The sequence below is a fragment of the Collinsella sp. AF23-2 genome, assembly GCF_003459245.1.
Classification (GTDB): domain Bacteria; phylum Actinomycetota; class Coriobacteriia; order Coriobacteriales; family Coriobacteriaceae; genus Collinsella.
On sequence record NZ_QRVG01000003.1, the window covers coordinates 121,445 to 133,512 of the forward strand.

Below are 12,068 nucleotides of genomic sequence, written 5' to 3' on the forward strand. Positions count from 1 at the left end.
GGCGTCCGTCGCATGACGTTGAGCCCGTAGCTTTTTATTTTACTCTTGAATGTCAAAGATGCTCTCTGACAAATCAAGATGAAGAAGCACTTTGGTGCCCTTGCCCGGCGCCGATTCGACACGCGTATAGGAGTGCGGCCCAAAAAAGCGATGGATGCGCTCCGAAATATTGTGCATGGCCACACCGGCGCCGCCACCCTGGGGAGAGCTGGCGTCGGGACGGGCAGAGCGCTCGTCAAACAGTCTGGCGGCGGTACCCTCATCCATGCCCACGCCATTATCGGCCACGGCAATCAAGATTGCATCCTCGCCGTCTTGGTGAACGGTCACGTCGATCCTCAGGGCGTCGTCATCGCCCATACCATGACGCACGGCGTTCTCGACAATCGGCTGGATCACGAACGCCGGTACCAGCGTATCTTCCACGTCCTCGGACACATCGAACGTCGCAAGCACGCGGTCCTCGCCAAAGCGGGCCTTCTCAAAGGTAAGGTAGCGCTTGGTCTGTGCGACCTCGCGCGAGACCGGAATAAGCGATCCCGAGTTGTCGAGCGTGGCACGATAGAACGATGAGAACTCACGAAGCAGTTCGCGGGCCCGCAGCGGGTCGGTGCGTGTAAACGATGCAATGGTGTTCAGCGTGTTGAACAGGAAGTGCGGGTTAATCTGCGCCTGCAGCGCACGCACCTCGGCGCGCGCCGTGAGTTCCTTTTGCACCTCGAGCTCGTGGATGGCGAGCTGCGTGGACAAGATCTCGGCAAAGCCCGAGGCAAGCGCATACTGGGTACGGTCGACGGCGCGCGGGGTCTTGTAGTAGAACTTGAGCGTGCCGACGGTACGATCGCCCACCTTGATGGGGGCGATAATGCCGGCGGGAACTTGGTTGTGCGAGCCGTCCGAGCCCACGACATCCACCATACGGTTGAACGACTGCACGATGCCATGTTCGATAACGTAGCGTGTGGCAAGCGTGTGGATGGGAGTATCGGGCAGCAGTTTTTCCTCAAACTCGCCCGCGCAGGCAAGCACGTTGTCCTCGTCGGTGATGGCCACCGTCATGGCGCGCGTCTCGGGCAAAATGCGCCGGCACACCAAACGCGCCGACTCCTGCGTCAGACCGCCCTTAATGTCCTCGAGCATGGCCGAGGCCACCGAGAGCGTCTCCTCGGTGTACTGGGAGCGCACCGAATCGGGATTGAGCGTCAAAAAGATAAAGATGCACAGAAAGATGCACAGCAGCGCGCAGGCAATCACCGTGGCGATCGGCTCGATACCGGTCACCAAGGCAAAAATAAAGTACACCAGCACGCAAATGGCGCATGCAACGGCAATGATGCGAAAGATTGATATTGAACTATCGCGCTGGGCGCGGCGGTCGATCATTCGGCCCCCTCCAGGATACTGATCAGTTGTGCGTCACGCCAAAGCCCGTCCATGATCTTGGGCCAAAAGCTCTGGAAACGCAGGTAGCTTGCAGCGTTTTGGCGCGCATAGGCCTTTGCCTCGCCGATACCATGGCGCCAAATGCGCAGGTAGCCCTCATGCTCGCGGGTAAACACGCTGCGGACCATAGCGGTCTTGCGCACGCGGTCGTCGAGCTCGCGCGAAATCCACGGGCCCGGGTAGGGCATGAGCGATGCCGCCGTAACGGGGATGAGCTCCTTTTGATGCGCGGCGAACGTCAACTTGGCCCGTTCGTAGTACCAACGGTATACATCCTGCATAAAGCGCGGTGAGCGCTTTTCGGACTCCGGAGGCAGATGGCGCACGGTCCACTCGTTATCAAACCACACGTCGTAGCCAAACATACGCATGTTAAAGAGGTAATCCAAGTCCTCGCCGCGGGTGATAAACGGGTCAAAGGCCACACGCGTAAAGGCGCGGGCGTGCAGGGCCATCAGGCCGCCGCACACGTAGTTGGAGCGCGAGATGCGGGTGCCCGAGAGCGCCTTTTTCATCCAACGGTTGAACTCGATGCGCTTGGTCCACCAACGATGGCAGATGCCCGCCTTGTCCGTGGGAGCCAGCGGCGAGCCGTCGCGATCGTAGAAATAGCCGCTCTTGACCAAGATCGGCAAGCCCTGACGCGTCTGCTGCCCCAACGCATAGGTCGCGCGCTTCATAAAGTCGGCGTCGATGACAGTCTCATCGTCATCCAAAAAGATAACCGCGTCATGCCCCAGCACAGCGGCACAGGCTAGCCCCATGTTGCGGATGGCACCGTAGCCTCGCAGGCTCACGCACTCGCCCGAACCCTTGGGCGCGATCTGAGCAACCCGGTCTGCGATGCGCGAGGCCTGGGTGTTGGTGACAACGGTGACCTTGAGCGTGGGATGCGCGTCGACAATCTCGTGCACGCGCAGCGACACATCGGCTGTGGCAGAAACAGGACAGACCACCAAAAGGATGATGCGCGGGATGTCGCACACCTGCTCAAGCGAGGCCAGGCAGCGGTCGAGTTCGGGATTGTCGGCGTTGAGTCGCGTCGAGTGATCGTAGGTGCCGGGAGCGTTTGCTTGGGTATCATCGCCCGCCCAATATGTTGGGATCACAACCGTGGCGTTCATACCTTTACCCTCCTTGCAACACAAAAACGGGGCGCCGCCAAACACAGGCGACGCCCCGCGACCTAGCTGATTCCATCATACCCACTTGGGCTAAACATTGCTCGGAAGTCAGAATGATTTATGCGGCTACTTCCAAAAGAGTACTGTAGATAGGCACAATTGCTGTACTGAGCCCGGTTGCCTTACGCCGCCGCCTGAGTCATGCGGGACAGGCGGACCAGCAGCATAAAGCCAACAACCAGCAGCACGCCAATGGAAAGGACGCCCAGCGACGGGTTGCCGGTCAGCGAGGTGACGACCGACACTAGAAAAGTGCCCATGACGCTTGCATAACGACCAAAGATGTCAAAGAAGCCGTAGTACTCGTTGGATTTTTCTTTAGGGATAATGCGGCCAAAGTAGCTACGGCTGAGCGCCTGCACGCCGCCCTGGAACAGGCCGACCATAATGGCAAGCACCCAGAACTCAAAGGCGGTCTTTAGGAAGAACGCGGCGAACAGCACAATGCCCATGTAGGCAGCGACCGCCACCAGAATCATGTTGAGCGTGCCCACGCGTCCGGCGAGCTTGCCGTAGATGATGGCGGACGGAAAGGCCACAAACTGCGTGACGAGCAGCGCCAGCACCAGCTGGGTCGAATCGATACCCAGAGCCGAGCCGTAGCTGGTTGCCATGGAAATGACCGTGTGCACACCGTCGATGTAGAAGAAGAACGCGATCATGTAGACCAGCACGGTCTTGTTGTGGGCGATCTCGCGCATGGTGTGTCCGACCTCGGAGAACACACCGCCCACGATGTGGCCGATGGTGTCCTGGGGACCGCGCTCGCGACCGTACTTTTGCTTATAGGTGCGAATGAGCGGCAGGGTAAAGATGAGCCACCAGGCACCGGTGATGATAAACGACAGACGCGTTGCCAGCATGGTGGGGACGCCAAGAGCGGGGCCACCCATGATAAGCGCCAGGCAGATGATGAACGGTACGGTGGAACCGATGTAACCCCAGGCATAGCCCGAGCTGGACACGGCGTCCATGCGCTCGTCGGTGGTAATGTCGGGCAGCATGGCGTCGTAGAACGTCATAGAAGAGTTAAGGCCGATGGTGCACAGCACGTACACGGTCAAAAATGCCATGGCGGACATTGGGATAGCCTGCGCCAGGCAAAGGACCAGGCCCGTGAGGAAGAAGCCCAAGAAGAACTTGATCTTGTTGCCGGCGTAATCGGCAAGCGCGCCCAGAATGGGCATGAGCATGGCAATGACTAGCGAGGCAATCGTCTGAGCGTTGCCCCAAGCGACCACCAGGTCTGCCGAGGAAGCACCGGTATTGATGGCGTTAAAGTAGATGGGCACCACCGAGGTATTGAGCAGCACGAGGGCCGAGTTGCCCACATCGTACATAACCCAGTTACGCTCGAGCTTGGTGTATTTCATGGACAGGGCCCCTTCGTATTCGCCCGATATGCAGTTAGTTCATCGTACCCCAATTGTCCAGAGGCGCCGGTAAGGATTCGGCAAAGGGGGCACGCACGAGCCCTACTCCTCGCGGTCGAACTCCTCGTCGGCGCCGAGCACGCGACCGCTGTAATTGACGTGGTTGGTCACGGCTTCCATATCGCCGGTCTCGATAAAGCGGGCGACCGTGCACTCGTAATCGACCAGCGCGCGGTCAAAGACCTCGGGGAAACTCTCGGTCGAGACTTCATCAGTAAAGGGGTTCTTCCATGCCAAGTGGCCCAGGTTGCCGGTACGCTCGGGCAGCTCGGTCGTCACGCGGTGCGCAAGGCCGTCGAGCAGCGAATAATCGTGCACCAAGCCCTCGAGCAGGGCAATCGCGCGCGTCTTGGCCGAACCGGCCGGCTCGATAGTACGGTAGAGCAGCTGCATGTCGGCTACGGCGCCGGCGTACTCCCCCGCCGGGATGTCGATACCGTACACGCGCCCGGCGACGTAGCTCATCAGCACGCCGGCAACGCGATTGATGCGGTCGGTAGTGACGATCTCGCCCGCCGGCGGATAATCCTCGACCGTGGCCCCGTCACGTTTAAGCTGCAGCATCAGCACGTCCAGGTCGCTTTCGAGCACGGCGTGAACTTGACTGCCCGAAGCCTCGAGCTCGGGGTCGGACTCAACAATGCCAAACTGCTGCTCGTAGACAAAGGGATGGGCATTGCGGTCGAGCACATAGTGCGACAGCAGGCCCAGCGCAAACGCGCGACCCAGATTGGCATCGCGCGGCTGCAGGTGCGACACGCCATCGCGCAGGCACGAGAACTGGCGCGACATGCGCGAGCGGTGCATGACCTGAGCCAGCAGCGTGCAGTCGGAAACACGCGGTGTCAGAATGTGAAAGAAAAACGGGTCGGGGCCTTGGTTGCCCAAGATAAAGGCAATGCGCTCTTCATCGGACGTGATGACGCCCTGCGGAAGACGGTCGATGCTTTCCTCGCCAAACAGATGATGGGTGATAAGCGCGGGCATAATGATCCTTTCGATTTCATTCGATGCCACCCATTATGCCCACCGCGCGCCCATACCAAACCTGCGATGGTAAACGACGGCACGCAAGCCTCTTACGCAAGCCCCAGGTGCGACTTGACCTCGGCGGCACGACGGCGGGACACCGGCACCGTCGAGCTCACGCGGTCGAGCCTGAGCTCCATCAACCCCGTGGAGCCAATCTCAACATTGTGCACGTCTTCCAAATTGACCAGATAGCTGCGATGGACGCGGATAAAGCCCTCGGAGCCCAAGCGACGTTCGAGCGAAGAGATCGACTCATTAATCAGATATGTTCCCTCGGCGCAGACGGCGTTGCAAAAATCGGCACGCGCCTCAAAGTAGCAGACATCCGCCACGGGGATGAACACCTTTTTACCCCCGCGGTCCACCGTCAGGCGAAGGGGCTGGCGCGGGGTATGGACAGCGCGGCGAACACCCAGGGCGGTTTCGATCTTGTCGAGCGCCTTTGACAGGCGGGCATCCTCGACCGGCTTGACGACATAGTCGACAGCATCGAGGTTATACGCGTCGGCCGCGAACTCTGCAAACGCCGTCACAAACACCACCACCGGCGGCGTCTTTAGGTTTTGCAGGGTCTCGGCTAGCTCAATTCCCGAGCGGCCGGGCATCGTGATATCCAAAAACAGCACGTCGGGCTTGTTCGACAGAATCGACTCCACGGCCTCGGTGACATTGCCCGCCTCGGCAATCTGTCCCACACGTGCATCCTTTTCCAGCAGATAACGTAGCTCAGCCCTAATAGGAGGCTCGTCATCAACCACCAAGATGTTCCATCCCTCGGACATATGCGCTTCCCCTCTTTTTTCTCTCAATCCAACCGCGCGCTACACCTTCATCGGCGCCGGCTCATGCGGCTCGCCGTTCAGCTCGACGATGACCTGCGTCCCCACGCCCTCCTGGGACTTCACGCGCATGCCAGAATCTTCCCCGTAAAAGAAATGGATGCGCTGAAGCACGTTGAAGAGCGCCAGGCCGCAGCCTCGCTTGATGGAGCCGTCGGCGGTAATGCTCTCGGGCTCCTCTCGGCGATGCTGCTCAAACAGGTGCGCGCAGACTTCTTCGCTCATACCGATGCCGTCATCTTCGACGATGATCTCCAGACCGTCATCGGTCTCAAAAGCCCCAACACGAATAGAAAGCGGCTCGGTCTCGCGCTGGGCATGCTTGATACAGTTTTCGAGCAGCGGCTGTAAGATAGACGGCGGCACCATGCTGTCGCGCACCTCAAAGTCGATGTCGACCGAAACGCGCAGACGGCCGTCGCCATACCGGGCCTGCATAAGATTGATATAACGAGTGCCCTGTTCCACCTCATGCTCGAGCGTGGTGAGCGTATCGGAGTCAGAAAGCGTCTGACGATAGTAATTGGAAAAGTCGATCAGCAGCGATCGCGCCTTGTCGGGCTCGGTTCGCACGAGCGACACGATAGTGCTGATGGTATTGAACAGAAAATGCGGGTCGACCTGCGACTGTAGGGCGCGCAGCTCCACGCGGGCCGTAAGCTCGTCCTGGCGCTCGAGCTCAAAGCTGGCGAGCTGCGTGGAAATGAGATCGGCAAAGCCCGAGGCTAACGCCGTCTGGCGCATATCGATGCTGCTCAGGCGGGGATAGTACAGCTCGAGCGTACCCACGCAATGCCCGCGCACGGTAAGCGGTGCGACAATACCGGCGCGCAGGCGGGGAAAATAGCCACCCGTCTCATTGGAGGTGTCACGCGAAAACACGCTCTGCTCGCCCGTCTCAATCACACTGAGCGTGGTCTCGAGCACGACCGGGGTGCCGGCGGGACACTTTGTCGAATCCTCGCCCCAACTTGCCAACACCTGCTTGCCGTCGGTGAAGCAGATGGCCGAGGCGATAGTTTCGGACAGAATGATTTTGGAGGCGCCCAGGGCAGCTTCGGGCGTAAGGCCACGCGACGTGTAGGCGAATATTTTTGATGCGATGGCGAGTGTACGGTCGGTTGCGCTCGATGTGAGGTCGTCGGGGACCACAAAGACATACGAGAAAAAGAAGCACAGCATGACCAGGCCGGCAATAACGACAACGCCCGGAACGGGATTGGGATTATCGGTTAAATCCCAGATAAGCAACAGGATAAGCGCCGGAACGACAACACCGAGCAGGATGGCCTGGACCACATGCTGGGCCGTACGAAAGACCTTGGTAGAGTTGTAGCTCTTGCCCAGAATCAGCCTATTGAGATCCACCGTCATCTCCTTCTTACTGACGCACCTCATAGCAATAAAGAGGGCCGCAAGCGACCCTCTCCATTGCATTATGCAATCAAAAACTGTGTTTTACATCCAGCCATCGACAAACGGTATCTTAGGCGCTGTATTTGTTGGCCTCGCCAAAGGTGCCAGCCTCGACGATCCAGCCGTCCTTCATGATGACGTCCATGTTGTCGGTGTTGAGCACGTGGATGTCGGCGGCGACGTCACCGTTGACGACCAGCAGGTCGGCGCACTTGCCGGCCTCGATGGAACCGGTCTCGTCCTCGATGTGGCACATCTTGGCACCGTTGAGGGTGGCACAGGTGATGGTCTCGACCGGGGTGAAGCCGATCTTGTCGACGAACTCGTACATCTCCTCGATAGAGCAGGTGCCGTACGGGGTGACGAAAGAGAAGGAGTCGGAGCCGATCGTCATGACGACGCCGCGCTTCTTGGCCTCGCGCAGGCAGTCGTAGTTGCGCTGCAGCTCCTTCTCGACCAGGGTGCCCTCGTACTTGTCGTGCAGCTCGGGGACGTAGACGGGCGGATAGGTGGCGTACCAAGTGGGCAGGAAGGCGATCGTCGGGGTGAAGAAGGTGCCCTGCTCGGCCATGAGGTCCATGGTGCGCTCATCGATATCGAAGCCGTGAATCAACTGCTCGCAGCCAAAGCGAACGGAATCGTAGGCAGCGGCGTGGTTGTTGTAGCAGTGGCTCCACACGGGGATGCCGACCATCTTTGCCTCTTCGACCACGGCCTGGATCTCCTCGGAGCAGTAGTGCTGGTCGCGGCCGGAGTCCCAGCGCCAGATGCCGCCACCGGTAGCCCAGATCTTGATGGCATCGGGGTTCTCGCGCAGGCGACGACGGACGGCCTTACGCAGATCCCAAGGACCGTCGACCTGATCGCCCCAGGGGTGCGATTCCTTGTTGAGCTCCTGGCTGCAGTGGTGGGAGTCGCCGTGGCCGGCAACGCGGCAGAAGCCAAGGCCGGTTGCCAGAACGCGCGGGCCCTTGAAGACGCCCTTGTCGATGCAGTCACGGATCTGGATACCAAAGCGGCCGATCTCGCAGACGGTGGTGAGGCCGTGGGTGAGGCAGTCGTAGGCCTGCTTGACGGCGACGGCCTGCTTCTCGAGGAGCGGCTGCATGACCCAGTCGGTGTCATCGTCGGTCAGGTTGCCCGAGAAGTGCAGGTGGGTGTCGATCAGGCCGGGAAGGACGGTCTTGCCGGCGGCGTCGATGACCTCAACGCCCTCGGGAAGGTCCTGCATGACACCGGCGTACTCGATCTTGCCGTTGTCGTCGACGAGAACGAGGGAGTTCTCGACCGGCTCGGCACCGGTACCGTCGATGAGCTTGCCGCCAACGATTGCATACTTAGTGGACATGGTTCCTCCTTATGGATCCATATAGTGGGCGAGGCCGTGTTGGGTTAAGGCCTCACAAAACTACCCAAGTGGTGCCGGGTTCGGTGCGCGGAAGAGAGGGCTCCGCGCACCCGATCCGCCCCGGCTCGGCGTTACTTTTTGCGGGAATTGGTGAAGGCCATGAGGGCCAGGCCAACAGCCAGCCAGCCGATCACGATGCTCCACTCCACCATGTTGAGGGAGGCGGGAGAGAACGGGATCACGAGCAGGCCAATGATGGTGCCGCAGGCAACGATAGCGAGGCTGATGCCAAACTTGCCGCCGGGCACCTCGTAGGGACGAGGCAGGTCGGGCTCAGTGAAGCGCATGCGCAGGCAAGCGAGGGCGACCATGCCGCAGGAGAAGATGAAGGCGAGAGCCGACACGTTGGTCAGAGGGATGAGCATGTTCTTGCCCAGGAACGGACCGACGACGGTGATGATGCCCAGAACGACGCAGGCGAGCTTGGGAGCACCGGACTTGGGATCGACCTCGGCGAACTTCTCGGGCAGCTGGCCCTTGCGGCCCATAGCGAGCATGATGCGGCTCGTGGCGCCGTAGAAGGAGTTCATCGGACCCATGGGTCCAAGCGTGGCGATGACGAGCATGGCCAGGTACAGGAGCATGTTGATACCCTTGAGGCAGGCAAGCGCGGGAACCGGGCTCTTAACAAACTCATGCCAGTCGAGAATGGTGCCGAACGAGTAGATGCAGACCATGTAGAAGCCGCCGGCGGCCAGCAGGGCCAAGGAGATGATCTTACCGAACTTGTTCCAGTTGAGGCCCTCGGCTGCTTCCTCAGCCTGCTGAGGAATGGTGTCGAAGCCGGCGTAGAAGAACGGGGTCAGAACCAGGACCGAAACGATACCGGCGAACAGGCTGGTGCCCTCGGTAGCGGGCTTGCCGCCACCAGCACCGGTGACCTGGGAGAACACGGGCATGGCGTTGTCCGGCGAGCCGGTGAACAGCGAGACGCCCATGGCGAGCAGCATGCCGCAGAGCAGGGCCTTGGTCAGGAAGGCCTGCAGCTTGGCGGCCGAGCTGGCACCGCGGAAGTTGAGGAAGATGACGTAGGTTGCAAAGCCGAGCGCGATCAGCGTCGGGAACAGGTAAACGTCGGCGCCCAGGATGGTGTAGAGCTTGACGGCGCGCAGCCACTCAAGGCCGGGCAGGCTGCCGAACATCTCGGACACGAGGGTCGAGATGGCGATGGCCTCCCACGGGCACAGGATGCCGTTGCCCAGGGCCAGGAGCCAGCCGGTGATGTAGCTCATCGTACGGCCAAAGCTACGATCGACATACTCGACGATGCCGCCCGAGATGGGGATAGCAGCCGTGAGCTCACCGAAAACAGCTCCGACGGGCACGAGGAAGATTGCACCCAAGAGGAATGCGATCATAGCGGGAACGGGACCGCCGCCCACGACCATCCAGTCGCCGACCTGCAGAACCCAGCCGGTACCGATGATGGCACCGAAACCGATGGTGAAGAAGTTCCAGAGCGAAAGCGTTTTCTTCATGCCACCGTTACCTTCGACTGCAACTTCTGCGTTCTTGTCCGCCATTGTTCCCCTCCTTTCCTTATTGACGCCTCTTTGGCGTCACCCCTTGCGCGGTCTGTTTTGCCGCGCACTTTTATTTCGTGGCTTTAAGATACGGCCTCGGCGTCGCGCTACCGCTTATGGCTCGACCGAAGGCAGAACTCGCATATGAGTGGCGCCGTTTTTGGGACGAACGGCACGGTTTGCCGCTCATTGTTGTCGCCCGTCCGACGGGCGTACGCTCATTGGACGCATATAGAAATGTTTTTGAGGCCGTGTGTTTTGCGCCTTTCGTACCGTTTACCGAGCTTTTGACGCTCGGACCCATTTGTTGCACATCCTTTTTGTAGGATAGACAGGTTATACATGAGACAAGGCGGTACGAATGGCATACGGATACAACGACGGTGATCAACGGCGACAAAGCGTTCGCCTTGCTGGCCGCACCACGCCGATGCCCAGAAGTGCCACGAGCAGCAATCCGCAACGCCCTCAAGAGCAACCCGGGCCTTCGTCTCGGCAGCAGACAAACAGAACACGGCAGAGCGGCCGTCCGAGCACGGGCACAAGCGCACAGCAAGATAGCCGCTTGGGCGCGCGCACTCGACAGCGCCAAGCCGAGGTTCCGCAACTGCGCCGCAACGGCGCACGTCAGCCCGGCATCCATATCAACCGCTTCTTTTCGCATCCCCAAGGCGGACGCGACGGCAAGCCCTACCGCTCGACATCGTACGTGAATGCCCCCGCCCTGCCGGCTCGTCGGCTTTGCCTCGCACTGTGCTCTATCCTCATCTGTCTGGTCTTTGTGCTTATGAGCTCCTGTATGTCCCACGGCTCGGCCGGTCTCGAGCCCACCGCCGAGGACAAGCTGCTCAAGGCCCCCGTCGCGCCCGGTTATTCTTTCGCCTTTTCGACTCCGCGCTCGCAATGGCAAGCCGGCACGATGCCCCATATCTATCAGATCGACCCTGCGTGGTCGGAGCTGCCCTATGCCGGTGGCACTATTCGCGAAAACGCTTGCGGTCCCACTTGCCTCACCATGGTCTATATCTTTAAGACCGGCCACACCGATAAGACGCCGGTCGATATATGCGCACTGGCCGAAGCCGGCAACTACGCCCCCACTGGTGCCACCGAGTGGTCGTTTATGACAGGCGGTGCGTGGCAGCTGGGGCTCAACGGAACACAGCTCTATAACAATCGCGAATCGATTACCCAAGCACTTCGCTCGGGTGCGCCCGTCATCGCCGCAGTGCGCCCCGGCACGTTTACCAACGTAGGCCACTATATCGTGCTCTACGGCATCGACGATGCCAACCAGATTGGCGTCTACGACCCCAACTCGGCCAGCCGCAGCGCCCGCCGCTGGGGCGTGGTGGAGGTCCTCAACGAAGTCGAAGCCATGTGGGCCTACTACTAGTCATTGGGGACACTCATTGGGGACAGACTTAAATGAGTAGTCCCAGATTGCCAGGAACCGCCGGTACGGAAAGCGCATCCCACTTTGGAACTCAATGGTGAGATGCGCTTTCCGCTAGCGGTCCGTTTGGGAAACAACATCCCGCTTTTCGGCCAAATTCCGGGATGCATTTTCCCGTTGAGGACCTCAAGGGAAACTAGATCCCGTTTTGGACGTTCATCCTGGGATGCACTTTCCGCAGTTGATCGACAGTGGCCTTTAAGGACTGTCCCAAGCTGCCGGCAGGAAAGGAACGTCCCCAAGTGCCGGGTTTCCGCAGTCATTGGGGACAAACTTAAATGAATAGTCGTTGAGGACGTTCTTGTTTGACTAGTCGTTTAAGAACGTCCCCAAT

The 12,068-nt window shown here is 59.9% G+C and carries 9 protein-coding genes; 1 reads left to right on the forward strand and 8 read right to left on the reverse strand.

The window, feature by feature from the left end:
* Nucleotides 1-39: 39 nt before the first annotated feature.
* From DWY03_RS02800 to DWY03_RS02835, 8 genes are all read right to left on the reverse strand, one after another.
* On the reverse strand, nt 40-1,383 hold the full coding sequence (locus DWY03_RS02800) for a histidine kinase (RefSeq protein ID WP_117757814.1): 1,344 nt from the start codon (nt 1,381-1,383) through the stop codon (nt 40-42).
* Nucleotides 1,380-2,567 carry a glycosyltransferase gene (locus tag DWY03_RS02805; protein ID WP_117757815.1) on the reverse strand — a complete coding sequence of 396 codons (1,188 nt, stop codon included), beginning with the start codon at nt 2,565-2,567 and terminating at the stop codon, nt 1,380-1,382. The genes DWY03_RS02800 and DWY03_RS02805 overlap by 4 nt, the downstream gene beginning before the upstream one ends.
* 182 nt (nt 2,568-2,749) lie before the next feature.
* Nucleotides 2,750-4,000, reverse strand: a complete 1,251-nt coding sequence (locus DWY03_RS02810; protein ID WP_089573245.1) for an MFS transporter — start codon at nt 3,998-4,000, stop codon at nt 2,750-2,752.
* A 102-nt stretch (nt 4,001-4,102) separates the two neighbouring features.
* Entirely contained in the window at nt 4,103-5,047 is a 945-nt protein-coding gene (locus tag DWY03_RS02815; RefSeq protein WP_089573246.1) for a zinc dependent phospholipase C family protein, read from the reverse strand.
* A gap of 92 nt (nt 5,048-5,139) precedes the next feature.
* Nucleotides 5,140-5,874 (reverse strand): LytTR family DNA-binding domain-containing protein, encoded by a 735-nt coding sequence (locus tag DWY03_RS02820; protein WP_117757816.1) that lies wholly within the window; start codon nt 5,872-5,874, stop codon nt 5,140-5,142.
* Between the two features lie 39 nt (nt 5,875-5,913).
* Complete coding sequence (locus DWY03_RS02825) at nt 5,914-7,305, reverse strand: histidine kinase (protein ID WP_233506804.1); 1,392 nt, start codon at nt 7,303-7,305, stop codon at nt 5,914-5,916.
* 112 nt (nt 7,306-7,417) lie between these two features.
* On the reverse strand, nt 7,418-8,695 hold the full coding sequence (locus tag DWY03_RS02830; protein WP_117634436.1) for an amidohydrolase family protein: 1,278 nt from the start codon (nt 8,693-8,695) through the stop codon (nt 7,418-7,420).
* Nucleotides 8,696-8,826: 131 nt separating this feature from the next.
* The gene (locus DWY03_RS02835) at nt 8,827-10,278 is read right to left on the reverse strand and encodes an APC family permease (RefSeq protein WP_117839842.1); all 1,452 of its coding nucleotides are present in this window, start codon (nt 10,276-10,278) and stop codon (nt 8,827-8,829) included.
* A 565-nt stretch (nt 10,279-10,843) separates the two neighbouring features.
* On the opposite strand from DWY03_RS02835, the gene DWY03_RS10190 reads away from it, so the two are divergent.
* On the forward strand, nt 10,844-11,674 hold the full coding sequence (locus tag DWY03_RS10190; protein ID WP_231500842.1) for a C39 family peptidase: 831 nt from the start codon (nt 10,844-10,846) through the stop codon (nt 11,672-11,674).
* Nucleotides 11,675-12,068 lie beyond the last annotated feature (394 nt).

What these genes read in the sequence shown, in the direction of transcription:
- DWY03_RS02820 (WP_117757816.1), bottom strand. Translation starts at nt 5,874, where the DNA reads ATGTCCGAGGGATGGAACATCTTGGTGGTTGATGACGAGCCTCCTATT.
- DWY03_RS02805 (WP_117757815.1), bottom strand. Translation starts at nt 2,567, where the DNA reads ATGAACGCCACGGTTGTGATCCCAACATATTGGGCGGGCGATGATACC.
- DWY03_RS02810 (WP_089573245.1), bottom strand. Translation starts at nt 4,000, where the DNA reads ATGAAATACACCAAGCTCGAGCGTAACTGGGTTATGTACGATGTGGGC.
- DWY03_RS02800 (WP_117757814.1), bottom strand. Translation starts at nt 1,383, where the DNA reads ATGATCGACCGCCGCGCCCAGCGCGATAGTTCAATATCAATCTTTCGC.
- DWY03_RS02835 (WP_117839842.1), bottom strand. Translation starts at nt 10,278, where the DNA reads ATGGCGGACAAGAACGCAGAAGTTGCAGTCGAAGGTAACGGTGGCATG.
- DWY03_RS02815 (WP_089573246.1), bottom strand. Translation starts at nt 5,047, where the DNA reads ATGCCCGCGCTTATCACCCATCATCTGTTTGGCGAGGAAAGCATCGAC.
- DWY03_RS02825 (WP_233506804.1), bottom strand. Translation starts at nt 7,305, where the DNA reads ATGACGGTGGATCTCAATAGGCTGATTCTGGGCAAGAGCTACAACTCT.
- DWY03_RS02830 (WP_117634436.1), bottom strand. Translation starts at nt 8,695, where the DNA reads ATGTCCACTAAGTATGCAATCGTTGGCGGCAAGCTCATCGACGGTACC.